Source organism: Hymenobacter tibetensis (genome assembly GCF_022827545.1).
Classification (GTDB): domain Bacteria; phylum Bacteroidota; class Bacteroidia; order Cytophagales; family Hymenobacteraceae; genus Hymenobacter; species Hymenobacter tibetensis.
The window spans coordinates 4173734-4198422 of sequence record NZ_CP094669.1; the positions used below are offsets into that span (position 1 = coordinate 4173734).

26 protein-coding genes are annotated in these 24689 nt (G+C 57.4%); 16 read left to right on the plus strand and 10 right to left on the minus strand.

Going from position 1 to position 24689, the window contains the following annotated elements:
• The first annotated feature begins 121 nt into the window (after positions 1-121).
• Positions 122-1879, plus strand: a complete 1758-nt coding sequence (gene ggt / locus MTX78_RS16715) for a gamma-glutamyltransferase (protein ID WP_243796643.1) — start codon at positions 122-124, stop codon at positions 1877-1879.
• A gap of 135 nt (positions 1880-2014) precedes the next feature.
• Here ggt and MTX78_RS16720 read toward each other — a convergent pair whose 3' ends face one another.
• The 3 genes from MTX78_RS16720 to MTX78_RS16730 form a co-directional block, all read right to left on the minus strand.
• Positions 2015-2380: a hypothetical protein gene (locus MTX78_RS16720; RefSeq protein WP_243796644.1), complete on the minus strand. Its 366-nt coding sequence runs from the start codon at positions 2378-2380 to the stop codon at positions 2015-2017.
• A 231-nt stretch (positions 2381-2611) separates the two neighbouring features.
• The gene (locus MTX78_RS16725; RefSeq protein WP_243796646.1) at positions 2612-2941 is read right to left on the minus strand and encodes a hypothetical protein; all 330 of its coding nucleotides are present in this window, start codon (positions 2939-2941) and stop codon (positions 2612-2614) included.
• Positions 2942-3183: 242 nt separating this feature from the next.
• Positions 3184-3525 (minus strand): hypothetical protein, encoded by a 342-nt coding sequence (locus MTX78_RS16730; RefSeq protein WP_243796648.1) that lies wholly within the window; start codon positions 3523-3525, stop codon positions 3184-3186.
• A 302-nt stretch (positions 3526-3827) separates the two neighbouring features.
• Between MTX78_RS16730 and MTX78_RS16735 the strand changes: the two genes are divergently transcribed.
• The gene (locus MTX78_RS16735) at positions 3828-4844 is read left to right on the plus strand and encodes a bestrophin family protein (RefSeq protein WP_243796649.1); all 1017 of its coding nucleotides are present in this window, start codon (positions 3828-3830) and stop codon (positions 4842-4844) included.
• A gap of 50 nt (positions 4845-4894) precedes the next feature.
• Here the strand turns inward: MTX78_RS16735 and MTX78_RS16740 are convergent, their stop codons facing one another.
• From MTX78_RS16740 to MTX78_RS16750, 3 genes are all read right to left on the minus strand, one after another.
• Complete coding sequence (locus MTX78_RS16740) at positions 4895-5452, minus strand: YceI family protein (protein WP_243796651.1); 558 nt, start codon at positions 5450-5452, stop codon at positions 4895-4897.
• A 35-nt stretch (positions 5453-5487) separates the two neighbouring features.
• Positions 5488-6015: a hypothetical protein gene (locus MTX78_RS16745; protein WP_243796652.1), complete on the minus strand. Its 528-nt coding sequence runs from the start codon at positions 6013-6015 to the stop codon at positions 5488-5490.
• Between the two features lie 172 nt (positions 6016-6187).
• Positions 6188-7444, minus strand: coding sequence for a helix-turn-helix domain-containing protein (locus tag MTX78_RS16750; RefSeq protein WP_243796654.1), 1257 nt, complete (start codon positions 7442-7444; stop codon positions 6188-6190).
• Between the two features lie 107 nt (positions 7445-7551).
• On the opposite strand from MTX78_RS16750, the gene MTX78_RS16755 reads away from it, so the two are divergent.
• From MTX78_RS16755 to MTX78_RS16765, 3 genes are all read left to right on the plus strand, one after another.
• Positions 7552-8013 carry a hypothetical protein gene (locus MTX78_RS16755; protein WP_243796655.1) on the plus strand — a complete coding sequence of 154 codons (462 nt, stop codon included), beginning with the start codon at positions 7552-7554 and terminating at the stop codon, positions 8011-8013.
• Positions 8014-8059: 46 nt separating this feature from the next.
• Complete coding sequence (locus tag MTX78_RS16760; protein ID WP_243796657.1) at positions 8060-8935, plus strand: AraC family transcriptional regulator; 876 nt, start codon at positions 8060-8062, stop codon at positions 8933-8935.
• A 113-nt stretch (positions 8936-9048) separates the two neighbouring features.
• Entirely contained in the window at positions 9049-9447 is a 399-nt protein-coding gene (locus tag MTX78_RS16765) for a DUF983 domain-containing protein (protein WP_243796659.1), read from the plus strand.
• A gap of 48 nt (positions 9448-9495) precedes the next feature.
• Here the strand turns inward: MTX78_RS16765 and MTX78_RS25470 are convergent, their stop codons facing one another.
• Positions 9496-9810 (minus strand): T9SS type A sorting domain-containing protein, encoded by a 315-nt coding sequence (locus MTX78_RS25470; RefSeq protein ID WP_394805590.1) that lies wholly within the window; start codon positions 9808-9810, stop codon positions 9496-9498.
• A gap of 501 nt (positions 9811-10311) precedes the next feature.
• Here MTX78_RS25470 and MTX78_RS16770 point away from each other — a divergent pair.
• The 8 genes from MTX78_RS16770 (at position 10312) to MTX78_RS16805 (ending at position 19199) form a co-directional block, all read left to right on the plus strand.
• A complete protein-coding gene (locus MTX78_RS16770; protein WP_243796661.1) occupies positions 10312-11760 on the plus strand; it encodes an alpha-amylase family glycosyl hydrolase in 1449 nt (482 codons plus the stop codon).
• A gap of 169 nt (positions 11761-11929) precedes the next feature.
• Positions 11930-13756 (plus strand): DUF885 domain-containing protein, encoded by a 1827-nt coding sequence (locus MTX78_RS16775; RefSeq protein ID WP_243796662.1) that lies wholly within the window; start codon positions 11930-11932, stop codon positions 13754-13756.
• Between the two features lie 115 nt (positions 13757-13871).
• Entirely contained in the window at positions 13872-14351 is a 480-nt protein-coding gene (locus MTX78_RS16780) for a DinB family protein (RefSeq protein WP_243796664.1), read from the plus strand.
• Positions 14352-14443: 92 nt separating this feature from the next.
• Complete coding sequence (locus MTX78_RS16785) at positions 14444-15790, plus strand: alpha-amylase family glycosyl hydrolase (RefSeq protein WP_243796665.1); 1347 nt, start codon at positions 14444-14446, stop codon at positions 15788-15790.
• 292 nt (positions 15791-16082) lie between these two features.
• Entirely contained in the window at positions 16083-16364 is a 282-nt protein-coding gene (locus tag MTX78_RS16790) for a hypothetical protein (RefSeq protein ID WP_243796667.1), read from the plus strand.
• A gap of 192 nt (positions 16365-16556) precedes the next feature.
• Positions 16557-17507 carry an aldo/keto reductase gene (locus MTX78_RS16795; protein WP_243796669.1) on the plus strand — a complete coding sequence of 317 codons (951 nt, stop codon included), beginning with the start codon at positions 16557-16559 and terminating at the stop codon, positions 17505-17507.
• Positions 17508-17835: 328 nt separating this feature from the next.
• A complete protein-coding gene (locus MTX78_RS16800) occupies positions 17836-18309 on the plus strand; it encodes a GNAT family N-acetyltransferase (RefSeq protein ID WP_243796671.1) in 474 nt (157 codons plus the stop codon).
• Between the two features lie 179 nt (positions 18310-18488).
• On the plus strand, positions 18489-19199 hold the full coding sequence (locus tag MTX78_RS16805) for a DUF421 domain-containing protein (RefSeq protein WP_243796672.1): 711 nt from the start codon (positions 18489-18491) through the stop codon (positions 19197-19199).
• A 3-nt stretch (positions 19200-19202) separates the two neighbouring features.
• On the opposite strand, the gene MTX78_RS16810 is transcribed toward MTX78_RS16805, so the two are convergent.
• A complete protein-coding gene (locus MTX78_RS16810) occupies positions 19203-19898 on the minus strand; it encodes an alpha/beta hydrolase (protein WP_243796674.1) in 696 nt (231 codons plus the stop codon).
• A 238-nt stretch (positions 19899-20136) separates the two neighbouring features.
• Here MTX78_RS16810 and gloA2 point away from each other — a divergent pair, with 238 nt between their 5' ends.
• Positions 20137-20526 carry an SMU1112c/YaeR family gloxylase I-like metalloprotein gene (gene gloA2, locus MTX78_RS16815; RefSeq protein ID WP_243796675.1) on the plus strand — a complete coding sequence of 130 codons (390 nt, stop codon included), beginning with the start codon at positions 20137-20139 and terminating at the stop codon, positions 20524-20526.
• Positions 20527-20532: 6 nt separating this feature from the next.
• Here gloA2 and MTX78_RS16820 read toward each other — a convergent pair whose 3' ends face one another.
• The gene (locus MTX78_RS16820; protein ID WP_243796681.1) at positions 20533-21231 is read right to left on the minus strand and encodes a hypothetical protein; all 699 of its coding nucleotides are present in this window, start codon (positions 21229-21231) and stop codon (positions 20533-20535) included.
• A 168-nt stretch (positions 21232-21399) separates the two neighbouring features.
• On the opposite strand from MTX78_RS16820, the gene serA reads away from it, so the two are divergent.
• Positions 21400-23301, plus strand: coding sequence for a phosphoglycerate dehydrogenase (gene serA, locus MTX78_RS16825; protein ID WP_243796682.1), 1902 nt, complete (start codon positions 21400-21402; stop codon positions 23299-23301).
• 145 nt (positions 23302-23446) lie between these two features.
• Positions 23447-23851, plus strand: coding sequence for a cupin domain-containing protein (locus tag MTX78_RS16830; RefSeq protein ID WP_243796689.1), 405 nt, complete (start codon positions 23447-23449; stop codon positions 23849-23851).
• 193 nt (positions 23852-24044) lie between these two features.
• Here MTX78_RS16830 and MTX78_RS16835 read toward each other — a convergent pair whose 3' ends face one another.
• Complete coding sequence (locus MTX78_RS16835) at positions 24045-24650, minus strand: hypothetical protein (RefSeq protein ID WP_243796690.1); 606 nt, start codon at positions 24648-24650, stop codon at positions 24045-24047.
• Positions 24651-24689: the final 39 nt, after the last annotated feature.

The window sequence follows — 24689 nt, forward strand, 5'->3', positions numbered from 1 at the left end:
GTGGTAATTTCCAGCGAAATTGTCGTTATCCTTATCAATTCCGGCGCAAGTATCGTTTGAACTCGGTACTTAGCAGCTAGTTAGGCGTTACTTCTTTTCTCTGCTCCTCTACCTCTGCTCTATGCATCAACGGTTCCTTTCACTGGCCCTGGCTGGCCTCTTCTCCTGCGCTACGGCGCAGCGCCTCGAGGCCGTTACCAGTACTCCAGGTGCTGCCGCAGGTACGCTGGCGGCTCCTATACCGCCCGGCACGCCCACCGTAACCAGCAAGGCCATGGTGATATCGGCGCATCCGGAAGCAACCCGCGTGGGGGTGGAAATCCTGCGCCGCGGCGGCAATGCCTATGATGCGGCGGTGGCCGTGCAGTTTGCGTTGGCGGTAGCCCTGCCTACGGCCGGCAATATTGGGGGCGGCGGCTTCTTGCTGTACCGTGGCAAAGACGGCACGGAAGGAGCCTTAGACTTTCGGGAAACGGCGCCGGCAGCAGCCACGCGGGATATGTACCTCGATCAGCAGGGCAACGTAATACCCAACCTGAGCACGCTCGGCCACTTGGCGGCCGGCATTCCGGGTACCGTGGCAGGCATGGAAGCCTTACACAAAAAGCTAGGTAAGCTCTCCTGGAAAGACGTGGTGCAACCCGCAGTAACCTTGGCGCAAGGCATGAAGCTAACTGAAAAGGAAGCCAATGGCCTTAACAGCCAGCGGGAGAATTTCCTGAAGTACAATCCTTCCACGCCGCCCGCCTACGTCCGTACCGACGCGCTAACGCGCCCCTGGCAGGCCGGTGACATCATCAAGTACCCCGACTTGGCTGCCACTCTCGGCCGCATCCGCGACCAGGGCCGCGCCGGCTTTTACACCGGCCAAACCGCCGACCTTATTGTGGCGGAAATGCAGCGCGGTAAGGGGCTCATCAGCAAGCAAGACCTTGCCAATTACCAGCCGAAATGGCGCACACCCCTGCACGGCAAATACCGCGGCTACGATGTGCTGACGTTTCCGCCACCCAGTTCGGGGGGAGTGGCGCTGCTTCAGACGCTGCAAATGCTGGAGCCTTATGATCTGACAGCAGCCGGCTGGCACTCTCCCCAGGCTACCCACTGGATTACGGAAGTGGAGCGCCGCGTGTATGCCGACCGCGCCACTTATCTCGGCGACCCAGACTTCGGCCGCGTGCCCGTAACCCAGCTTCTCGCTAAGCCCTACAACCAGCAGCGCTCAACCACCATCCTCCCCCACCGGGCTACGCCAAGTGCGCAGGTGACAGCCGGCCCAGGCCTACCCGCCTACGAGTCGGAACAGACTACGCACTACAATATTGTGGATGAAGCCGGCAACGCCGTGAGTTGCACGACCACCCTCAACGGCGGCTATGGCAGCAAAGTAGTGGTGGCAGGCGCAGGCTTTCTGCTAAACAACGAAATGGATGATTTCAGCAGCAAGCCCGGCACGCCCAACGCCTACGGCCTAGTAGGGGGCGCCGCTAATGCCATTGCACCAGGCAAGCGCATGCTGTCCTCAATGACGCCCACTATCCTCACCAAAAACCAAAAGCTTGCCTTGGTAGTGGGTACCCCCGGCGGCAGCACCATCATCACCAGCGTGGTGCAAGCCATCCTGAACACTCTAGACTACGGCATGAACGCCCAGCAAGCTGTGGCCGCCCCGCGCCTGCATCACCAGTGGCTACCCGATTATATTGATGTGGAAGACCAGGCATTGCTGCCCGCTGCCCAAGATTCGCTCCGGGCCCGCGGCTACCAGCTAAACCCGCGCAATGCGTGGGGCCGCGTCGAAGTGATTCGGGTGCTACCCAACGGCCGCTTGGAAGGCGGAGCCGACCCCCGCGGCGACGATACAGCAGCTGGGTATTAATAGATGGTGAAGTAGTGAGATAGTGAAAGGGTGAATTTGCTATTCGACTTGCGCCACATGTGCAGTTGACGCAGAATATGGGGCTAGAAGGTCAAACTCGCTTTTTCACTATCTCACTAGTTCACTACCTCACCTCTACTCCTGCTCGTCGTCGCGCTGGTGTTGGAGAGTGCGGGCGGCGTCGGTCATGGCTTTGGAAAGTTCGTCGAGCGAGCTGATGAAGCGAGGATTGGCATTGTCAACGATGATGTTGATGTGCTCGGCTAAGGTTTGGAGCGTGTCGCTGATAGGATTGGGGTCATCGCCGTTGAGGTAGCCCTTGAGCTGCACCAAATCGGCGGCGATGGTGGCGTGTGCCGTTTCGCCGGAAGCCCGGAGGGTTTGAATCCAGCTGTCAATGTTTTTATGAGCTAGGTCAAGGGCTTGGGCTAGGTCGCCGCTACGGAAAATGCGGAGGGATGCTTCGAGTTGGTCGGCGCTGGCGGAATGCGAAATAGACATAAAGCAAAGGGGTTCGGTGGAAAGAAAGGAGCCTGTATTTACTGTTTCGCTCGCGTCAGGGTTGGCAACGCCAAAACATTTTTCCTTACTGCTCAGCTTGTTGCCGTGGCTCCTTATCGGCCCTAGGTGCTATTGCTTTTAAGCTACCTGGTTGCCGGTAGTGGTTTCCGACACAACACAAAAAAGGCTGCTCCAGTGATTGGAGCAGCCTTTTTTGCTTGCAATTGCTCGTTACGCATTCAGCGAAGTAGCAGCGGAGCTAAGCGTCTGGCCTAGCTGCTGGAGCTTGGCGCTAGTATCAGGCGTGGCGCTTTGAGCTGCTTTGGTGGTGTGCTCACCTAGCGTCTTCAACGACTGCCCGATTTGGTTGCTGTCGCCGCTGCCAATGGCAGTTTGCAGGTTTTCTAGCTCGGAAGCAATGGCGCTCAGGGCTGGGCTACCAGCACCGTTCAAAGTGGAAATCCAGCTTTGGATGTTGCCGGCAGCAGCTGGAGCAGCAGCAGTCAGGCCGCCATCAAGGGCTTGCAACGTAGCATCGAGTTGATTGGTGGATGAAGACATAGTATATGGTGTTTGGGTTGGAAGAAATGAACACTCCTACTACTGCCCTGCCTTCTCAATGTTGAGGTCGGCACTTTCAAACAATGCTCTGGAAAACAAATTGCGCATTGCGTGGTAACGCGCTGACACGCTCCAGCTTGACAATGGTTCTATAAAATTTAGGCTGGCCTTGCTCCCGGAGGAGTAAGGCCAGCCTAAATTTTATACACTATTAATTTATTATCAGAAACTTAACACAGTTCTCACGACACCTTTAAGTTGCCGGCAGCGGTGATAAGGGTTTGGCCAAGGTGGCGCAGATGGTCGCCGGTTTCGCCATGCAAGTCGTGGGCGGCCAGGGAGGTTTCTTGCCCCAGTTGTTGCAGCGAGGCCGCAATAGCAGGCCGGTCGTCGCGCTCTACGTGGCCACGCAAGGTGCGCAGTTGGGTTTGGATGCCCGTGAGTGCCGACCCGCCAAGGCCGTCGAGAGCGGCAATCCAACTGTCGATGGTGCCAAGGCCGGCCTCGACTGGGTGCTGCCCCGGATGCTCGAAGGTGTGGTAGATGCTGCGGATGGTTTCTTCGATACGATCGTTGTGGTTCATGGCAAAGATGGTTTAGGGAGATGATGGAAAGCTACCCGACTGTACGCCGCCCGGCTAGTGGGCGTTGCAATACCCTTTTTGGCGGCTGCTCACTGACTGGCGACGCGGTTTGTTTGCCCGTCGTCTTGAATGACATACCACAAACCCTATATCTTGCCTACTGCGTCTGCGGTGTGCTTGCCTGAAAACCGACAGGCTATCAGCTGCACCTCAAGATTTCGTTGCCGGCCGTTGCTTCACCGCGTGGGAGCTGCGGGCCGAAGCCGGCTGTTTTTCCTGTTTGCTTACCTCTACTGTAGCTTATGTACACCAACAAAACCTTTCCGCTGCGCATCATCCTGTTCTTCTGCTGGCGCGAGCTCCTATGGTTCACGCTTTTGAGTGTGGCTGTACTGGCGGCATACAAGGGGTTGGGCTGGAAGTTTGTGGCCATTCCGTTTTTGCCGGTAGCCACTATCGGTACGGCGGTGGCCTTTTACGTGGGCTTCAAAAACAACTCCTCCTATGAGCGGCTGTGGGAAGCTCGCCGCATTTGGGGCGCCATCACCAACGTGAGCCGGTCGTGGGCGACGCTGGTAAACACCACAGTGGGCCGGCAGCAGTACGACGATAATCCGGACGCCATCAGCCGGGTGCGGCGGCAGTTGCTATTGCGGCAGGTAGGCTGGGTGAATGCCCTTCGCATTCAGCTGCGCCGCCGGGTACTGTGGCAGGAAGACCCCACCGTCCGGTCGTTGCACGTGAAACTGGTGCAGCAGCAGCACCGGCAAGCCGAGGAAATGCACAGCACGCTGGAACCGTTTTTGGCTTCGTTCGAGCTGGCCTGCACCGACTGTGGCGCTACCAATGTGCCCAACCTGCTGCTGCACGCCCAAGCCAACCAACTCGCAGAGCTGAAAAGCCGGGGCCTGCTAGACGGATTCGAGCACGCTAGCCTGTCGGCGCTGGTAGTGGAGTGCTTCGCGCAGCAGGGTGCTGCCGAGCGCATCAAAAGCTTTCCATTTCCGCGGCAGTACGCTCATTTCAGTACCATCTTCGTTTCTCTGTTCACCTTTCTGCTGCCGTTTGCCTTGGTTGGCGAGATGGCCAAGTTCGGGGAAGACGCGGTATGGCTGGCACTGCCGTTCAGCATCTTGATTTCGTGGGTGTTCTTTTCCATGGAGTCTATCGGCGACGCCAGCGAAAACCCGTTCGAAAATGGCCTTAACGATGTACCCATGACCGCCATCTGCCGCAACATCGAAATCGACCTACGCGAGCTACTCGGCGACACCCCGCTGCCCGAGCGCATTGTAGCAGTGGATGGCGTGTTGCTGTAACTACTTGCTTGCTAGTGCGCTTTCTGCCCTGATGCATCCGCCAAACTGCTCTACCTCTTCGCGGCCACTATATCGAAAGCAAGCTGAAAGTCGTTGCGAATGGCGTAGGAGCCCAGGTTTTGGAAGAAGCTGCTGGAATTGTAGTTGATACCGAACTGGGTCCGGTCGAGGGTGGCCGTGCCTTTGAGGCGCAGGCTGCCGTCGGGCTGGCGTTCCAGCGTTATAGGAAACTGTACTGGCTTAGTTACGCCTTTGAGTGTGAGCTGACCGGCCGCCACACCGCCCTTCACGTCGCGCAGCACAAATACGGCCGTTGGGTGCTTTTCGGCGTCGAAGAAGTCGGTGCCCCGCAGGTGTTCGGTTAGCTTGGCGTCTTCGTGCTTGATGGTGGTCATATCGAACTCGAAACGGGCAGCGCGCAACGTGCGACCATCATATTCGAAGGTGCCATGATGCAAGTGCACGGTGCCGGAGGGCGCCCAGGTGCCTGCTTCCGCGTGGCCGGTCCAGGTTAGTTGGCTGGCTGCTAGGTTGGCTTGGTAGGTGGTAGCCGCGGGTTGGAAGGATGCCAACGACAGCAAAAGCAGAAAGGCGAGGATGGTTTTCATAGTAAAGAAGTGAGGAGGTGAAATTTCGAGGGAGGTTAGCGGGGAGTTGATTCGGTTTCTATCAGGCCGGTGCCTTTGTAAAGCTTCCCATTCTTGTCTTTGGCCAGGATGTACCACAGCGCGTCGCCGCCGTAGAGCTGCTGGGCACTGTCGGCGAAGCGGTAGTTTTTTTCGAAGGTGTAGGTCTGGCCGGCGCGGAGGCGGGCGTCAGGGCAGCGAAACAGCTCGGCAAACTCGGCAGGTGTTTCTTTCATATTCGCCTTCCAGCCCTCGGCGCTGTACCAGATGAAGCTGCCGCATTCCACTACCTCCAGCTCACCCACTTCTGAGCGAAGCAGGGTGCTGTGCTTCCACACGTAGCCACCGGGCTGCTCGGGGTTGGGTTCCGGAAACACCGGGTTGGGCGTGTGCCAAAGCGTGAGGCCCACGGGCACCTGCCGCAGCTTGGCAGGTAGCACGCGGCTGTGGTCCGGCCAAGCGGAAACAGGCGCGGCAGAAGGTTGGGCCAGAAGGCGAACAACTGGAACGGCCAGCAAAAAGGCCAAGAGCAGGAGCGTTTTCATATGAGTCATACTGCGTTGAAGTATGACCCAAAGGTGACGGCCCGAAACAGTGAAAACGCCCCACATCCTGCATCGGCACGCCCCATATCATGATGTGGGCGCTGTCGGGTGCCGAGAAAACCCGAACAGGGTAGCCACCTTGTTCGGGTTTAAAATCCAACCTTACTCTCTCCTATTCCACCCAATCCCGGGGGGCTACGCCGGTGAACTGCTTGAAGATGCGGTTGAAGGTGGTTTTGGAGTTGAAGCCACTCTCGAAGGCAATACCCAGCAACGTCAGGCGCTGGGCATCCGACGTGGCCAGCCGGCGCTTCACCTCCGCCACGCGGTAGCTGTTCACCAAGTCGTTGAAGGGCTGCCCAAAGCCGTTGTTGACGGTGAAGGATATCAGCCGGGGAGCCAGCCCCGTATGGGCCGATAGCTCGGCGAGCGTGAGCGTGGGGTTCAAGTACAGTTGCTCTACTTCCAGGGCCCGCCGGATGCGCGCTACCACGGCAGCGTCCACCGTAGCAACGGGCAGCTTCACGTCCGACGCGGCTATACTCCGGGCTTCTGTTTTATACTCTTTGTCTGACGGTGCGGGCTCTGGGGCCACGGTAGCATATGCTTCCGATGAAGGCTCCATTGTGCTTGGTGCTGCTACAAGCGCAGGCTGCGGAGTGGCAACAACCGGCAAAGGGTCCGGCTCCACCTCGTTTTCGGGCACAAAGCGGACGGCGTGCATATCAGCTTGCCGCAAGCCTACCACCCCAATCAGAAACACCACCACTCCGAGTAGCTCCGTGGAATAGTCGAAGCGGTAGTAGAGCCCGAAGAACTCGCGCAGCACCAGTTCCACCAGCCACTGCACGCTCACCACGGCCACCAGCACCAGCAAGGTGCGCAGCCACAACAGCCGCAGCTGCGACGCTTCCGAAAAATTATCGAGCAGCCAGCGGCGGTAGTGGCGCAGCAGGCGCAAACTCAGCACTAGGTAGATAGTGAGTGAAATCCAGGTGCCGATGAACTCGACCCGGTAGGTAATGGGCTGGTGAATAGTCTGCCAAAACCAGTTGCGTGTGTCGTAGTCTTGCATACGCAGCCACCCGTACAACGCGGCTTGCACCAGCACCGGCCCGAAATGCCACCAGTACCGCGCCTCCCACTGAAACGCATGGTTGACGAGGCTACGGACGTAGAAATAAAGCAGCGGCCCGAAAGCAAACGAGTAGTAGATGGGCGCGAAATACCAGTCGGGGTTCTGCGCATAGATGTTGGCTACCCGGAAAAAGCCATCAAGCAGCCACAAGGCTATAGCCAGCATGAGCAGCGCCAAAAAGCGGTTGGGCAACTGGTTGGTACGCGCCAGCCCCAGCAGCCCCGCCGCAAATACCGCTTGCGCTATCACCGCAAACAGGAGCACTACCACAGGCGTAAAAGGAACTTGCATCGTACGGAATGAAGCCCAGCAGCGCCGAGCGTGCGCGGGGAGCGGCCGGCTGGTATCTTGCTGCCGGTTAAAATAGTGGTTTCTCTAGTGTCTCGCACCTGGCCCGTATGAAACAGAAAATCCGGGAATGGCTGCGCCGGTATCTGCCCGCCGAACTCCTGTCGATGGCGGCAACGCTGGTGGGGGCTTGGGTGGCGCTCCATGCAACGCATAGCCACTTGAACGCCGCCCTGGCGGGCACTTGGGCCGGCAATGTGGCGTACTTCGGCTATCTGCTCGGGCAGGATGTGCACCAAGCCCGGCAAGCCTGCCACGCGCACCAGCGGCCGTATACACGGCGCACCTTCGGGCGCAACGTGCGGGCGTTGGCGGTGGAGTTTGGGCCGGCGGAGGTAGTGGACAGCTTGCTTATCCGTCCCACGCTGATGTACTATCTGCCGCGCTGGACGGGCAGCTTTGGAGGGGGCATCCTCCTGGCCAAGCTGCTGGCCGACGTAACGTTCTACGTGCCGGCCATTGTGAGCTACGAACTCAGCAAGAAGCGGCTGCGTAATTTCGGCGACGAGTGAGGCCCCTTTCGCGCCCCTGGCCCCCTATCCACTGCTCCTTCTGCCCATGAAGCCTCCTGGTCTGCCTGTTCTAACGTTGGAGTCGTTTCCGCAGGGGCGGGCCCAACGGCCGTGGTACCTGGAGCAACTGGCCCGCCACGTTGCCAACTTCCCTGGCGTGAGCCAGCCCCACGCCCACGACTTCTACCTGCTGCTCTACGTCACGCAAGGGCACGGCACCCACACCATCGACCTGGTGAGCTACGAGGTACGCCCCGGCAGCTTGTTTTTCATGACGCCGGGGCAAGTGCACCATTGGCAGCTCTCCGACGACACCCAAGGCTACGTGGTGCTGTTTGAGGCTGATTTCTACCTATTCCGCTATCCGGGCTCCCGTTTGTTTGACTATCCGTTTTTCAACCACACGCATCCGCCGGTGCTGTACCTGGCCGAGGGGGAAACGGAAATCCGCTTCCTAATTGAGCGAATGTGGGCCGAGGATGCGGCGCCCGCGCCGCAGCAAGACGAAGTGTTCCGGTCGTATCTGCACATCTGCCTGGAGCTAGCGGCCCGCCACTTCCCCAGCACTACAGCCCCGGAGCCCGAAGAGCCGCGCCATGCTCAGCAGTTGCTCCGCGAGTTTGGGGCGCTTATCAACCAGGGTTTCCGCGTGCACCGCGAAGTGCAGTACTACGCCGACCAGCTGCATGTTTCGCCTAATCATCTCAACGCCCTTTGCCGTCGGCATTTAAGCAAAACGGCCAGCGCCTTCATTCAGGAGCGGGTGTTGGTGGAAGCACGCCGCCTACTGCGCCACACGCCGGCCACCGTAAGCCAAGTAGCCGATGCGCTTGGTTTCGAAGATGCCTCTTATTTCGGCCGCTACTTCCGCAAGCACACTGGCCTCACACCCGATACATTTCGGGGCACGCATGCGCCTTGACTGACGGTTGAGCTTCAACAAATTGATTTGTCCTATACAAGCCCGCAAATGGCTCTTACCCACCGCGCGCCCGTATACTAGCTTTGTGCCAATGCTTTTATCTGGTAATTGCCATGTCAACAACTGATTCTTCTACGCTGGCTGCGCTGCAGCAACGCTGCCCGCGGTGCCACCAAGGCCCGCTCTTCTCGCATTCGGCATTCAACATCACCAAGTTTGCTGATATGCCGGCCGCCTGCCCGGTTTGCGGACAAGCCTACGAACCGGAGCCCGGCTTTTATTGGGGAGCTATGTACATCAGCTTTGCCTTCTCCACGGCCATTATGCTGGTAGTAGGTTTCGCGGTGTATTTCCTTCTCGACGACCCTGATACGTGGGTGTATATCGTGAGTGTGGCCGTCGCCTCGATACTACTCACCCCGCTTAGCTTGCGCTACTCCCGTACGCTGATGCTGTACTGGTTTGGCGGCGTCCACTACGACCCTAACCGGGCCAGCACGTCGCATTCTTAGCTTCCTGCGGCGCTTGCGATAACTGCTAGCAGCCTGCTTCTACTACTATCAAAAAAAGGCCACTAGGAATATCCCGGTGGCCTTTTCACTTGATAGCTGCTTGTGGTAGCAGGTGTGCTTACCGCATGAACACCATGCGCTTGTTCTGCACTTCCCGTTCACAATCAGGCGGCAGAAGTACACACCGTCCTCCATGTTCGCTCTTGAAAATGGCAGGTAGTAGTCACGGCCGCTTTCCACCTCGGCGTTGTAGAGCGTGGCCACCAATACGCCCAGCTGGTTGTAGAAGTGCACCTGCGCTTTGCCACCTTTTTGAGTGTGGAAGTGAACAGTACCCTGTTCAACCGTGGGGTTAGAATACACATCCAGCGTGTTTAGCTCGGCTTGGCTGGATTTCGTGCTTAAAGCATCTGCTTGGCTTTGCGTAGTAGCTTCTTCCGTAGGGGAAGCTGTGCTCCGGGCAGCAGCAGATAGGCGAAAAGCACCACGAAAATGTGCTTTTTTCTGCTCTAACCTCCAGAAGGGAGGCCACTGCTGAATACTAGAACCGGGAAAATTGTATGCAGACTGCTTTCAGTTACATGCCTATCAGCTCCACTACCCTTCCATGTGTGGTAGTCGCGCCTGCACGCAAGACCACGGGTACCGATTTCCGCATCTTCGCTGGCTTGCCTCCTGTTGGAAAAGCTTCGGATACCCAGCCTTAACAGTCGGGTACTTGTACGGCCAGCCGCTACCAGCGGTGGCCTTACGGTAAGCGGCTGCGTAAAGCGTACCCTGTTTCAAGTTGGCGCTTTATTCTCTGCGCACTCTTTTCTTTAGTACGGCAGCTTATTCACCAGCACCGACAAAGACCATTCTCTTATGCTTAAACCTTACCTTTTACTAAGCGGCTTGCTGGCCCTGCTCACTTCCTGCAACCAGAACGGTTCTGGCACCGCCGCCGAATGTGGCCCGGCAGTGCCAGCGGCGTACACCATCCGGCATCCAGCTTGGGCCAGCAATGCCAGCATCTACGAGGTGAACATTCGGCAGTACACACCGGAGGGTACGTTTCGGGCCTTCGAGGCGCATTTGCCCCGCTTGCAGCAAATGGGCGTAGGCATCCTGTGGCTGATGCCGGTGCAGCCCATCGGGCAGCTCAAGCGCAAAGGCACGCTCGGCAGCCAGTATTCCATCCAGAACTACCGAACCGTAAACCCAGAGTTCGGGACAATGGCCGACCTGCGCCACTTAGTGGATGAAGCGCACAAGCGTGGCATGCACGTTATTCTAGATTGGGTGGCCAACCATACCGCCTGGGACAGTGAACTTGCCCAAGAGCACCCCGAGTGGTTCACGAAAACCAAGCAGGGCCAGTTCCGCCCGCCCGTTGCCGACTGGCAGGATGTTATCGACCTGGACTACAGCAAGCCGGAGCTGCGCCGATACATGACCGAGAGCATGGCGTTCTGGCTACGTGAGGCCGATATTGACGGGTACCGTTGCGACGTGGCGGGCCTCGTGCCCACCGATTTTTGGAACGACACGCGCCAGCAGCTGCAAAAAGTGAAGCCCGTTTTCATGCTGGCCGAATGGGACGAGTTGTACCCGCCTACGTTCATTCCCAAAGCCGAATTCGACCCCAACACCAAGCTACTGGAAAAGGCCTTCGACATGACCTACGGTCTGCGTCTGCACACGCTCCTCGACAGCATTGCCAAAGGCCAGAAGACCACCGCCCACCTCGATAAGTATCTGGCCGATGAGCGCCGCCGCTACCCGGCTCAGGTGTATCTGATGCACTTCACTAGTTCCCACGATGTGAATAGCTGGGACGGCACCGAGTACGAGCGCCTCGGCAAAAACGCCCTGCCGTATGCGGTGCTCACAGCCACTCTGCCCGGCATGCCCATGGTGTACAGCGGGCAGGAAGCCGCTCTGAAAAAACGGCTGCGCTTTTTCGACAAGGACACCATTCCGTGGAACGACTACCCACTCCAGGAGTTCTACACCAAGCTGCTCACGCTTAAAAAGAACCACCCGGCCCTACGCAACGGCGACCCGTGCAGCGAGTTCGTGCGGTTGCCCGCCAATGCCAGCCCGGATACCTACGCCTTCGTGCGCCACAAAGACGCGGCGGAAGTGCTGGTCGTGCTCAACCTGGGCAACAAGCCGCACGAATTTATGATGCGCGAGCTGGAATCAGGCAACTTTCAGGAGCTGTTCACGGGCCAGCGTATTCGGTTGGGTGCCACCTCCAAAATGCTGCTCACCCCACACACCTACCGGGTATACGAACGCCTGCCGGAGCAAGACAAAAGCTGGTTTTAAGCGGGTCCGCAGCACGTAGCTGAATGCGTTTGCGTAGCCTACTCTATGCTTTGCGAAGGTCTGCTGGGCAAAGCCGCCAGCCCCTTGCACCACCGAAAAATCTGGTGGTTGCTTTTGGCTGTTCACCCGAACATGTAGCTTGGTGTGCTCATTGGCATCTTGACACTCTATGAAAACAACATCTTTCGCGTTAGTAGCGGCCTTGTGTTTACCAGCAGGCCTAGCAACGGCTCAATCAGGCAAACAGCCAGCCTCCAACGCTGCTTCCAAAGCCACTACAGCTTCCGCTACCACGGCCCCATCGGCGGCCTTGACTACGCTTTTTGACGCGTATTGGGAAGACCGCGCCAAGCTGTATCCGCTTAATGCCACCAGCCAAGGCGACAACCGCTACAACGACCAGTTGCCCAATGACCAGACCCGCGCTTTCCGCCAGCAGCAAGAGCAGTTTTTTCAACAATACCTGGCCTCGTTGCGCAAGATTGGCCGCACCAAGCTGTCGGCCGAAGATCAGGTGAGCTACGACATCTTCGAGTATGAGATGCAGAGCCGGCTGGAAGGGCTGAAGCAGAACACGTGGATGATGCCCTTCGCGCAGTTTTATAGTCTGCCCAACACGCTTGGGCAGCTGGGGGCCGGCACCGGCGCGCAGCCGTTCAAAACGGTGCAGGACTACGACAATTGGCTGGCGCGCATCGGTAAGTTTCCAGTTTGGGCCGATTCGGCGGTTAGCAACTTCCGGCAGGGCATGAAAGCGGGCGTGGTGCTGCCCCGGGTGCTGGTGCTGAAAATGATACCGCAGCTGCAAGCCCAACTCACCACCGACGCTACCAAGAGCCTGTTTTACGGGCCCATTACGCGGATGCCCGCCAGCTTTTCCGAGGCCGATAAAACCCGCCTTACGGCCGCCTATCAGCAGGCTATTCTGACCCAACTGGTACCCACCTACCGCAAGCTGGCCGATTTTCTGCAAACTGAATACCTACCCAAAGCCCGCACCAGCACCGGTTTGGCGGCCGTGCCCGGAGGCGCTGGTATGTACAGCTACAACGTGCGGCTGATGACCACCACCGACCGCGCCCCCGACGCCATCTACCAGACCGGCCTTTCCGAAGTGAAGCGCATCCGAGCCGAGATGGAAGCGGTGAAAAAGCAAGTAGGATTTCAAGGTGACTTGCCTGCCTTTTTCACCTACCTGAATTCCGAGCCGAAGTTCACGCCCTACAAAACCCCGGAAGATGTACTCAACGCCTTCCGGGCCATCCAGGCCCACATTACGCCCAATTTGCCGAAGCTATTTGGCCGCACCCCGAAGTCACCCTTCGAGATTCGGCAGACGGAAGCCTTCCGCGCGGCCACTGCCTCGGCCGAATACAACCGGGGCACCCCCGACGGCTCCCGACCCGGTATTTTCTACGTGCCTATTATGGATGCCACCAAGTTCAATACCACCTCGGGCATGGAGTCGTTGTTTGCCCACGAGGCCATTCCGGGGCACCACTACCAACTCTCGTTGCAGCAGGAAAACACCAGCCTACCGAAGTTCCGCCGCTTTGCTTCCTACCCCGCCTTCAGCGAAGGATGGGCTCTGTACTGCGAAAGCCTCGGGCCAGAGCTAGGTTTATACGCCGACCCCTACCAGAAAATTGGGGCGCTAGGCGACGAAATACACCGCGCTATTCGCTTAGTGGTGGATGTAGGTATGCACGCCAAAAACATGACGCGCGAGGAAGCCATCAAGTACATGATGGACAACGAACCGATCAGCGAGCAGGGCGCTACCGCCGAAATTGAGCGCTACATGGCCATTCCGGGTCAGGCCCTGGCCTACAAAACCGGTGCCCTCAAGCTACGCGAGCTGCGTGACCGGTACGCCAAGCAGCTCGGCCCGAAATTCAACTTGCGCGCCTTCCACGACGAAGTACTGGCCGGCGGCAGTATGCCCCTAGCCGTGCTAGAGCGCAAGATGGACGCCTGGGCCGCCCGGCAGAAATAGCCACTACGTTCGTCGTTGCATAGTCGGGTTGCGGCCTGAAAGCTGTTGCAGAGGTGATGCACGCAGCGCCAAGCCGCAACCCGATTTAGTAGCTTACACGTGTAATCACCAGCCTATGTCAGCCGTTTTCTTGGCGCAGTACGCACTCGTGCAAAGTGCCCGCGCCGCCTTGCTCGACTACTGCGCCACGCTGGCTCCTGCCGATTTCACAGCGCCCGTACCGGCATTCAACAACAGTAGCCCGCGCGACCTGCTGGTGCACGTAGCCAACGTGTATCAGCAGTGGCTGGGGGTGGTGGCTCAAGGCTTCCCTCCCTCCTACTCCGACCCAGTTCTTGTTCCTGATGTGGAGGCCGTTCGTCGGCTTTTCCAGGAAATTGATGCGTTGGTAGCTGCTTACTGCATTCAACGTGAAGACAGTTGGCAAACCACCGCCTCGTTCGCTGTACCCGGCCGGCCAGAACCCTTGGCCCTCACCCCGTTGATGCTGTTCACGCATGTGCTCACCCATGAGTTTCACCACAAAGGGCAGGTGCTGAGCATGAGCCGGCAGCTAGGGTACACGCCCCTGGACACTGATGTTATTCGGTCTTAACTAAGAGCGAGGATAGCGCCGCAAGCTAGCCGTTAGCCGCACTTTCTGCGTAGGCGAGCAACAAATAGTTGTTCTTGTAAAGCTTCCGTCCTGTGCCCGATTCTTCTTTACACCCCGATTCGCATCTGTTTCAAGTGCAGCACCCGGCTTGGGCCACGCACGCCAGCATCTACGAAGTGAATGTGCGCCAATACACGCCTGAAGGCACATTTAAGGCCTTCGAGGCGCACTTGCCGCGCCTGGCCGATATGGGGGTGGGCATTGTCTGGCTGATGCCGATTCATCCCATTGGGGCGGTGCACCGCAAAGGCACACTCGGCAGTCAGTATGCTGTGCAGGACTACTACGGCGTGAATCCCGAGTTCGGCACGCTCGATGACTTGCGCCACCTCGTACAGGCAGCCCACGCCTTAGGTATGTATGTGCTCCTTGATTGGGTGGCCAACCACACCGCCTGGGACAACCCGCTGGCAACCGAGCACCCGGAATGGTACACCCACGATGCGGCCGGCAACTTTGTGCCGCCCATTCCCGACTGGCACGATGTCATCGACCTGGACTACAGCCAGCCCGCGCTCCGCCGCTACATGACCGATGCCCTGCTCTACTGGGTGCGCGAAGCCGATATTGACGGATACCGCTGCGACGTGGCCGGCCTCGTACCCACCGATTTCTGGGACGACGCCCGCCAAGAACTCGACCATGTAAAGCCGGTATTTATGCTGGCCGAATGGGATGAGTTGTACCCCTCCGGCGGCCTTAGCTGGGAAGAATTCGACGGCAACACCCGCCTGCTGGAGCGCGCCTTCGACATGACGTTTGGTTTGCGCCTGCACTACCTGCTCGACCACGTGGCCGAAGGCAAGCACCCCCTCTCCGACGTGGATGTGTACCTAGCGGCCGAGCGCGCCAAATATCCGCCTAGCGTGTACCTAATGCATTTCACCAGCAACCACGACGTGAACAGCTGGGACGGTACCGAGTACGAGCGGCTAGGTGACAACGCCCTCCCTTTCGCCGTATTGTCGGCGCTGTTGCCAGGCATGCCGCTCGTGTACAGCGGGCAGGAAGCGGCCCTGCATAAGCGACTGGACTTCTTCGACCGGGACCCAATAGACTGGCAGAACTATCCCCTGCAAGACTTCTATACCACGCTGCTGCAACTCAACAAGCGCCACCCCGCGCTGCACAACGGGATGCTGGAAAGCCGGTTTGAGCGTGTAGCTACTCCCGATGAAGCGTATGCGTTTATCCGTCGCCACGAGGAAGCAGCCGTGTTGGTAGCCATTAACATAGCGCCCGCACCGCTGCAACTTTCACTGCCAACCCAGGCAGCCGGCTTGTACTTTGATGTCTTTAGTGGCGAACAGCTGCACCTGCAAGCCAACTCAGAACTACCCGTTGCGGCGCATGGCTGGCGGGTGCTAGAACGAGTGTAGCTGCATTATTCCGGCGGCATCCGCTGCGCGTGGCACCGCCTTTAAAAGTACACCCTATTACCGTACCTCAACGTGGGTGAAGATGCACACCAAGCCGCAGTCCATAATGAGATTCGAGAACACAATATCTTCTCATTTTGAAACAATATTCAAAATATACCATTTGCTTACAAGCACTGAAAAACCGCCCTAGTGCTCCGTTAATGCGGTTTTGAAAACTGTATTACCGAATTGTTGCGAAGTGGTACGAAGAGTGCACGGTTGTTCTGAGAACATCAAACTCCTTCCAACCATGCAGCTCAATCATCTGGAATTTCTTACTCTACCTACCGAGGAGCAAGGCGGTTATGTATTCAGCCAAGGCACGTACCTGGCCAGCCGACAAGAAGGCACCTACAGCATAAACTTGTATTACCTACACACCTTCTACTGCGAGTTGTGGATGGACCAGCATAGCCCAGAATTAGACTTCTTCCGCACGTTCACCAACCAGCGTTGCCTGTATCCTTACCTCCAACAGTTGTCTTTGCCACTAGAGCACAGCTTGGTAAGTCAGCAACCCAGCAAACCCTAGGTAGTAGCGCTTTTTATAGTACCCTTATTGTTACGCCCTTGTATTTGGTGCCAGCCCTGGGACAAGTAGCTACGTGCAGGCTACTTGTTCCAGGGCTGGCTATTTTCACAAATCTGCAACTCAGGGCCCGATTAGCAGTTTGATAGCATGATCTAGCCGCTCTTGGTGAGTGGCTCTTTACATCTGTCGATTATGCAACATCGTGAACTTGGCCGCTCCGGCCTGCACATTGCGCCGCTCGTGTTGGGCGGCAACGTCTTCGGCTGGACAGCCGACCAAGCAACTTCCTTCCACATTCTTGATGCCTTCGTGGCGGGTGGCGGCAACGCCATTGATACAGCCGATGGCTACTCAGTGTGGGTGCCGGGTCATCAGGGCGGCGAATCGGAAACCATTATTGGGAACTGGCTCAAGCAACGCAACCGCCGCGACGACGTTGTCATTGCCACCAAAGTAGGCTGGGAAGTGAATCCCGAGAATAAGGGGCTCGCCAAGAAGTACATCCTGCGGGCCGTGGAAGGCTCCCTTAAGCGCCTCCAAACCGACTACATCGACCTGTATCAGTCGCACAAAGACGACCCTACCGTGCCGGTGGAAGAAACATTGGAAGCTTACACACAGCTCGTGCAAGAAGGCAAGGTGCGCGCCATCGGGGCCTCCAACTTCAGCGCCGACCGCCTACGCGAATCAGTGGCAGCCAGCTCTGCGCACAACTTTCCGCGCTACGAGTCATTGCAGCCGCTCTACAACCTCTACGATCGGGCCGAGTTCGAGCGGGACTTGTTGCCGTTGGTGCAGGAGCACAACATTGGGGTGATTCCCTACTATGGCTTGGCAGCCGGCTTCCTCACCGGCAAGTACCGCACCGAAGCTGACCTTCAGAAAAGCGCCCGTGGCGGCGGTGTTGGGCAGAAATACCTCAACGAAAAGGGCCTCACCATCCTGCGCTCTCTTGATGCGGTAGCCGCTCGCCAGCAAGCCACCCCCGCTCAAGTAGCCCTGGCCTGGATTATAGCCCAACCCGGCCTTACGGCCCCTATTGCCAGCGCTACCAGCGCCGAGCAGGTAACAGAGCTACTAAAAGCCACAGAACTGACGCTAACTGCCGCTGATTTGCAGGAGCTAGAGCAAGCCAGCGCCTAGAACTGCTAGCCCTGGTTTCTGCGCGTACTCGCTTTATCGAAAACGCCCGTGCCCAGCCAAGTACGGGCGTTTTCAATGAAATAACTCTACTACACGCTTGGTGGGCTATCGGCATACGGCACGTGGGCTGGCGTGGAATGCATCACCAACGATAGTAGCTCCGCAGTAGGTTTGTAAAATTGAGTAAACACAGTCTTTACAGCCTGATTCAGTGGAAGATCCATACTAGGCAGGGCATCATATAACCGGCCGGCCGTTTGCGAACTACCGTTTGCAGTCCTACTTTCACCTGTTTGCCTGCCAAAGCCGTGTTCTCTTTCTGCCCTCTATGACCATTCGCGAAGCCACTCCCCAAGACCTAGAAGAGCTGTACCGGCTGTGGTGTGAGCTAATGGAAATGCACCAAGCCTACCATCCTATATTCGGCTTTCATCGGGCCGCGAAGGGGGAATTGAAGCGGCTCCTGCGCGACCGGCTCTACGAATCATATACCCGCATCTTCGTGGCCGAAAAACCGGGCGGGCTGGCGGGCTTGCTGGTCGCTACCTATCAAATTGGCAGCCGGGGCATGCATTTCCATCGGCGCGGCTACCTTGCCGAAACCATTGTGGAAGCAGCGCACCGCCGCCAAGGGGTAGGCCGCGCGCTTTTCAACTCTGCCAAAGCCTGGCTTACCGTTCAAGGCGCCGACCACCTCGAATTGCAGGTTGCCCTAGCCAATCCGGCGGCACAGCAGTTTTGGGCGGCCCAGGGCTTTGCCACCACCACGCAACACATGATCCTGCCGCTCATCGACCTGTAGGACGTAGGTCTGCTTTTGTTGCGGGTGCCCGAGACATACCGCAACGCCTGCGTGGGGCCGGACGCTGTTTTTTTCAGGAAGGCGAGCCCAACATTGCTCGGTTAGTTTAACTGAACAGTGGCTTGTTGCGTTAGGAGAAGCTGCGCTGTAGCGCTTTTCACTTCCTAGCCTGACTCTCCATGCTTCTTGCAGCTCCTATCACTCCTTTCGACTGGAACAGAATTTTCTTGTCGGAGGATGCGCCTCCACTCTTCCTCTTGGAAGTAGCCATGCGCTGCGTGCTCACCTACTTGCTAGTGCTTGGTGCCCTCCGCGTAACCGGGCGGCGGGGCGTACGTCAGCTTTCCATCTTCGAACTAAGCATCATTCTGGCCCTTGGCTCCGCGGCAGGCGACGCCATGTTCTACGACGATGTGCCCATGCTGCACGTGTTGGTGGTGTTCGTGATGGTCACCATCCTGTACTCCCTTTTTAACCGCCTCACCGAGAAGTACCCGCATTTCAGTGACTGGCTGGAAGGCGCGCCCGTGCTGCTGGTGGAGAACGGAGAGATTAACCTCGAGAATTTCACCAAACAAAACCTTACTCAGAAAGAGCTGTTCGGGGAGTTGCGCCAACGGCAAGTGGAGCATCTGGGCCAGGTGCGCCGGGTTTATATAGAAGCTACCGGCAACGTCAGCGCCTTTTTCTTTGAAGATAAAGACGTGCGTCCTGGCTTGCCCATCTGGCCGGAAGGCCTGATGCACCCACTGCAGCAAGTAGAGAAAGCCGGTTTGCATGCTTGTGCCCTGTGTGCGCACGTGCAACAATTGCCAACCGGTCCTGCTCATTGCCCGGTGTGCAACAACGACACCTGGATTGCCGCTAGCAGTGACAAACGCGTGCCGTAACGGCTAGCTCACACCCTGTGCACGGCTGCTGGCAGCTGTCAATTGCCGCAGCAGCCACCCTACTACGTCGACATCCACTTGGTCTCGGCACTCGTCCAGCCCATGCCGACAGCCGGGGTACAGCAAGATTTCCTTGGGTTCCTGTGCCCGCTCATATATGCTGCGGGAGCAGGCATCCGACAGAATCTCGTCGTTGGTACCGTGTAACACCAATAGTGGCCGTGGGCTAACGCGTGGGGCCAAGTCGGTGCCGTAGGTTTGGCTGCTCATAGCCACCACAGCTACCACCTCGTCGCTGAGTGCGCCGGCACTTATCACCACGGCCCCGCCAAACGAATGGCCTACCAGCGCCACAGCTCCGTAGCCGAGTTGCTGCACCAGATACTGCACCCCCAGCAAGGTGTCCACGACGCAGTCTTCGAGGTAGTTGGGCTTGCGGTAGTGCAGGCGCAACGAGGCAATGCCTTGTGCAGCTAACTGCCCTGCCAACCGCAGGTACATGCCCCACGCCGGCCCGTCGAGGCCGCCGCCTGATCCTCCAACCCACACCACGGCGGCGGCTCCTGCACCGGCCGGGTGCAAACGGGCGGTAATCAGGCCCGCGTTAGTTTGCATGGCTAGTGCCTGTACGCCCTGTTCATTGGTGCCTTCAACCGTTACCACTTCCAACACAAATTCTTTGTCCTGCCCCCGTGCCATACCTGTCTAGCTAATTTTAATCGTTTACATAGGTGTACTGATCCGGCCCGAAATTGATGCTGCGGAGGTTGAGGCAATTGCACCTCACACCAGAGCTAAGGCTGCCGTGGTTTCCCGGTTTCTTAGCCTGCCTTCCCGCCTAGACTAACAGTATTGTATACCTTCACCGGCACCTATTGCTACTAGTGCAGCTTTTTTACTGTCTGCTTTTCCTTCTCACTGTTACCTGTAACAACGTATGGTTGGCCTGCTCCACGTTCATCACATTGCCATCATCTGCCGGGATTACGCCGTATCCAAGCGGTTCTATACCGAAGTGCTTGGGCTGGAAATTATCCGGGAGGTGCACCGTGCCGAGCGGCAGTCGTGGAAGCTGGATCTGGCGCTCGGTGGGCAGTACGTCATCGAGTTGTTTTCCTTCCCCGAACCCCCACTCCGCCCAAGCCACCCTGAAGCCGCCGGTTTGCGTCACTTAGCCTTCGCCGTCTCTGACCTAGATGCCACCGTGCGCGGACTGGATACCCACGGTGTAGCCTCAGAGCCTATCCGGGTCGACGAGTTTACCGGCCGGCGTTTCACCTTCATCCAAGACCCTGACGGGCTGCCGCTGGAATTTTATGAGGTGTAATCAGGCTTAGATTCGATACGCTACCCCTGCCCGAACGATGTGCGAGTACAACTCCCTTGTGCCGTACGTATCGTTGTTGTAATAATTGGTCAACCCCCTAGAGTATCCTACTACCAGACCAATATGCTTGTAATAGGCGGCCAAATTGAGCCGTGCCCGCAAATCCAATCTGGGTTTGTCACGGTCATACTCACTAGCGTACAGAAGATTACCCGCAGTTGTGATGTTCTCTACAACATGAATGCGATACAATAAGCTCAGCTCTGGGCCAGCCGTTAGGTCTAAATCCACAACTTTCACGACAAACCGACGGCCGAAGAAAGGATGCGCATCAACACTACGATTGGTTAGCGTGATGTGGCCCGAGGAAGGTGCCCGGAATATATAGCCTTGTATTTCAGTAATATTCCGCCGGTTTTGTAGCACCCCGTATCCTGCTTGCACTCCAAATACATCCCGCGTTGGTGTAACGCGTTGTATTTGCGCTGCTAATCCATAAGAAAAGCCTATTCTTCTGCCATACGGGCTGTTTGTGTCAAAAGGGACATTGCCATTATCAGATATAGTGAAAACCGAGCCGTCTGCAGCATAAGGTCCTCGGTATGCTGAGCCACCCGAATTGATGTGAGCGGAATACTCCGTTTTCTGACCATAAGAAATGTGAGCAGTGAGGAGCGCGCAAGCAAGGAGTGTAGCGTATTTCATGAATTTGCAATAAGCGATATACAGGATCTGGTAGATAAAGTGGTTGTCTTGTGCCTCCACTCTGTCTAGGAGGATAGTTATTGTCTTGAAATGGTTGCAGGGCGCTATGGCCGATTTTTGTTGGTTTTTCCTATAGGACTCGGCATTCCGTTTTACCTTGCCTGCATTATGCCCGAACCACAGCAGCCGCTTCCGTACCTCATCATTGACTTCGATAGTACGTTCACGCAAGTAGAAGGCCTCGACGAACTGGCCGATATTGCCCTGGATGGGCACCCCGACCGAGAAAAAGTAGTCGGCGCCATCCGCACCCTCACCGACCGGGGCATGAGCGGGGAGCTGAATTTCTCGGAGTCGCTGAAGCAGCGGCTGGCGCTGCTGCCCGCGCACCGGCGGCATCTGGCGCCGCTGGTGGAGCGGTTGAAAGGCAAGGTTTCGGAGAGCATAGTCCGCAACCGGAGCTTCTTCGAGCAGTTTCGGGGGCGGGTGTATATCGTGAGCAGCGGCTTCCGCGAGTTTATCGAGCCGGTAGTGGCCGAGTATGGCATTGCCTCCGACTTCGTGCTGGCCAACACGTTCACCTACGCCGCCGACGGAAGCATCAACGGCTTCGATGCCAACAACATCCTGAGCCGTGATGGCGGCAAAATCGAACAACTGCGCCAGCTCGACCTGCTCGGCGACGTGTACGTGCTCGGCGACGGCTACACCGACTACCAGATCCGGGAAGCGGGCCTGGCCAACCGCTTCTACGCCTTCACCGAAAACGTAACCCGCGACGCTGTAGTAGCCCGCGCCGATGAAGTGCTGCCTTCCTTCGACGAATTTCTCTACCAGAACAAGCTTCCCATGACCCTTTCGTACCCCAAAAACCGCATCAAGGTCCTGCTGCTCGAAAACCCCGACGTCCGCGCCGCCGAACTGTTTCGCCAGGAAGGCTACCAAGTGGAAACCATCCCCGGCGGCCTCGACGAAGACGAACTGGTGCAGCACATCGAAGGCGTGAGCATCTTGGGCATCCGCAGCAAAACCAACGTGACGCCGCGCGTACTGGAAGCCGCCAACCGCCTGATTGCGGTGGGTGCGTTCTGCATCGGCACCAACCAGATTGACCTAGCAGGCTGCATGAAGAAAGGCGTGGCCGTGTTCAATGCCCCGTTCAGCAACACCCGATCGGTAGTGGAATTGGCGCTAGGCGAAATCATCATGCTGGCCCGCCGCATCCCCGACAAAAACCCCAAAATGCACCGCGGCGAGTGGGACAAATCGGCTAAGGGCTCATTTGAAATCCGGGGCAAAACGCTTGGCATCGTGGGCTATGGCAATATCGGCAGCCAGCTGTCGGTGGTAGCTGAGGCAGTCGGCATGAAAGTGGTGTACTATGATGTAGCTGAAAAGCTGCAGCTTGGCAACGCCGTGAAGTGCCGCACCCTGGAAGAGTTGCTGCGCCAATCCGACATAGTAACACTGCACGTGGATGGTCGCAAGGAAAACACCAACCTCTTCGGGGCCGCCGAGCTAGCCATGATGAAGCCCGGCGCGCTGTTGCTCAACAATAGCCGCGGCCACATCGTGGATATTGCGGCGCTGGCCGATGTGCTCCGCTCGGGCCACCTCGGCGGTGCCGCTGTCGACGTGTTTCCGTACGAGCCAAAAACCAATCAAGAAAGCTTTGAAAGTCAGCTGCGCGGCCTGCCCAACGTGCTGCTCACGCCCCACATTGGCGGCAGTACGGCCGAAGCCCAGCGCAACATTGCCGAGTTCGTGCCGGAGCGCATCATGCAGTACATCAACACCGGCAACACGCAGCAGAGTGTTAATTTCCCCAACATTCAGCTACCCGAGCAGCAGGCGCACCGCCTCATTCACATCCACGCCAACGTGCCCGGCGTGCTGGCCCGCATCAACAATGTGCTAGCTGCTCACCACGTCAACATCCTCGGTCAGTATCTGAAAACCAACGAGCACATCGGCTACGTGATAACCGACATCGACAAGCAGTACGAGCAGGAAGTAATCGGTGAGCTGCGTAAAGTGGAGCACACCATCAAGTTCCGGGTGCTGTACTAGATAATTACGGTTTAACAACTTTTGTCTACTTAGGTCGTCCTGCTGCGTTTGTCGAAGCAGGACGTTCTTTTTTGCCGACTGTCACAGCTTAGCTACTGCCAATAGTTGACACAGGCGAAGCAGTACTGCTCAAAATTCAAAGCCCATGGAAGCAAACGAGAAAAGTGAGCAGCAGTACCTCAAGGCCATCCGGCTCCTCAACACGCCCGACGAGCAATGCACGTTTGAGGTAGGTAAGCTTCCGATTCAAGCGCACATAGCGGCTACTCACTTCTTTGGTAAGACCGAGGTAAGCAACGAGTATACCCCTCATCCTGCTCCTCGTATGCAATTCGTCGTCACGCTCAAAGGCAAGCTGTGCTTCACTGTAAGCAACGGCGACACGTTCATTGTCGAGCCCGGCATTATTCTTCTGGCGGAAGACACCAAAGGCCCTGGTCACAGTTGGGAACTACTGGAAGGCAAGAAGTGGGAACGACTGTACATTCCTTTTGTACCCGGCACCACCCACGGCTTTATCTCCGACCAAACTGCTCCGCCGAACAGGTAAGTAGCAACGCCCACACAACACGTAGCACCCACGGCTCCTGGCATCACCTTACGGTGGCCACAGGGGCCATTTGTTTTGTGGCTCATACGTGGTTTGGAATAGTTATTTGGACACCTACTCTTCTAGCCGCTTGTTGTAGTCGTAGTCAGCAAAGGAAATCCGGCCAAAATCCTTAACGGTTTCGACGTGGGTTTCAACTTTGTCGGGGGTCGGCGGCGTGGAAACTGTCGCCGCCTTCGCGGTGCAGGTACCATTGCCGGTCGGTGGGGGCGTACTTGAAAGTACTGATGTGCGTCCAGCGCCAGCCGCTGCCGCCATAATGCTCTACGGAGAAGAAGCCTCTCTTAATGGTGATGCCCTGATATGGGTCGCCCATCATACCGCCGCAGCCAGAACACATGACGGCCCGGTCGTTGCGGGCGGCTAGCTGGTAGCGGTGGTTGGGCTGGCCTAGGAGCAGCAGTAGAGGACGATTTAGTGTATCGCCCATCGTGGTGGTATCAGCGTCTTTGCGTTGCAGTACCAGCACCTTATCGGGTAGGACATCCAAGTTCAGGTTGCCGCTGGTAGCATCGAGCAGCTCATAGCCTGCAGGAATAAATGGAGCTAGCTGCTGCACAGAATCAGGGGTAGCCGGGAGCACCTTTTCCGACGTAGGGGCAGCTGGCGTTGGGCTGGTTGGTGCAGCTGCAGCAGTAGGCGCAGCTGCTTCCGCTTTATTCTTTGGCGGATTTTGACAGGCATTGAGGGCCGCTAGTAGGAGCACTGCCTGAACAGGGTAAGCACATTTATTTTTCATGGGTGCGGGACAAGCACTAGACAATACCGGGTGGGAAAT

Bases quoted from the DNA above. Each gene is read 5' to 3' on its own strand.
- MTX78_RS16780 (WP_243796664.1), top strand. From the start codon at position 13,872: ATGTCAGCCGTTTTCTTGGCGCAGTACGCACTCGTGCAAAGTGCCCGC.
- MTX78_RS16835 (WP_243796690.1), bottom strand. From the start codon at position 24,650: ATGAAAAATAAATGTGCTTACCCTGTTCAGGCAGTGCTCCTACTAGCG.
- MTX78_RS16730 (WP_243796648.1), bottom strand. From the start codon at position 3,525: ATGAACCACAACGATCGTATCGAAGAAACCATCCGCAGCATCTACCAC.
- MTX78_RS16750 (WP_243796654.1), bottom strand. From the start codon at position 7,444: ATGCAAGTTCCTTTTACGCCTGTGGTAGTGCTCCTGTTTGCGGTGATA.
- gloA2 (WP_243796675.1), top strand. From the start codon at position 20,137: ATGGTTGGCCTGCTCCACGTTCATCACATTGCCATCATCTGCCGGGAT.
- MTX78_RS16775 (WP_243796662.1), top strand. From the start codon at position 11,930: ATGAAAACAACATCTTTCGCGTTAGTAGCGGCCTTGTGTTTACCAGCA.
- MTX78_RS16765 (WP_243796659.1), top strand. From the start codon at position 9,049: ATGTCAACAACTGATTCTTCTACGCTGGCTGCGCTGCAGCAACGCTGC.
- MTX78_RS16805 (WP_243796672.1), top strand. From the start codon at position 18,489: ATGCTTCTTGCAGCTCCTATCACTCCTTTCGACTGGAACAGAATTTTC.
- MTX78_RS16790 (WP_243796667.1), top strand. From the start codon at position 16,083: ATGCAGCTCAATCATCTGGAATTTCTTACTCTACCTACCGAGGAGCAA.
- MTX78_RS16755 (WP_243796655.1), top strand. From the start codon at position 7,552: ATGAAACAGAAAATCCGGGAATGGCTGCGCCGGTATCTGCCCGCCGAA.
- serA (WP_243796682.1), top strand. From the start codon at position 21,400: ATGCCCGAACCACAGCAGCCGCTTCCGTACCTCATCATTGACTTCGAT.
- MTX78_RS16795 (WP_243796669.1), top strand. From the start codon at position 16,557: ATGCAACATCGTGAACTTGGCCGCTCCGGCCTGCACATTGCGCCGCTC.
- MTX78_RS16830 (WP_243796689.1), top strand. From the start codon at position 23,447: ATGGAAGCAAACGAGAAAAGTGAGCAGCAGTACCTCAAGGCCATCCGG.
- ggt (WP_243796643.1), top strand. From the start codon at position 122: ATGCATCAACGGTTCCTTTCACTGGCCCTGGCTGGCCTCTTCTCCTGC.
- MTX78_RS16760 (WP_243796657.1), top strand. From the start codon at position 8,060: ATGAAGCCTCCTGGTCTGCCTGTTCTAACGTTGGAGTCGTTTCCGCAG.
- MTX78_RS16725 (WP_243796646.1), bottom strand. From the start codon at position 2,941: ATGTCTTCATCCACCAATCAACTCGATGCTACGTTGCAAGCCCTTGAT.
- MTX78_RS16800 (WP_243796671.1), top strand. From the start codon at position 17,836: ATGACCATTCGCGAAGCCACTCCCCAAGACCTAGAAGAGCTGTACCGG.
- MTX78_RS16720 (WP_243796644.1), bottom strand. From the start codon at position 2,380: ATGTCTATTTCGCATTCCGCCAGCGCCGACCAACTCGAAGCATCCCTC.
- MTX78_RS16745 (WP_243796652.1), bottom strand. From the start codon at position 6,015: ATGAAAACGCTCCTGCTCTTGGCCTTTTTGCTGGCCGTTCCAGTTGTT.
- MTX78_RS16770 (WP_243796661.1), top strand. From the start codon at position 10,312: ATGCTTAAACCTTACCTTTTACTAAGCGGCTTGCTGGCCCTGCTCACT.
- MTX78_RS16820 (WP_243796681.1), bottom strand. From the start codon at position 21,231: ATGAAATACGCTACACTCCTTGCTTGCGCGCTCCTCACTGCTCACATT.
- MTX78_RS16735 (WP_243796649.1), top strand. From the start codon at position 3,828: ATGTACACCAACAAAACCTTTCCGCTGCGCATCATCCTGTTCTTCTGC.
- MTX78_RS16740 (WP_243796651.1), bottom strand. From the start codon at position 5,452: ATGAAAACCATCCTCGCCTTTCTGCTTTTGCTGTCGTTGGCATCCTTC.
- MTX78_RS16810 (WP_243796674.1), bottom strand. From the start codon at position 19,898: ATGGCACGGGGGCAGGACAAAGAATTTGTGTTGGAAGTGGTAACGGTT.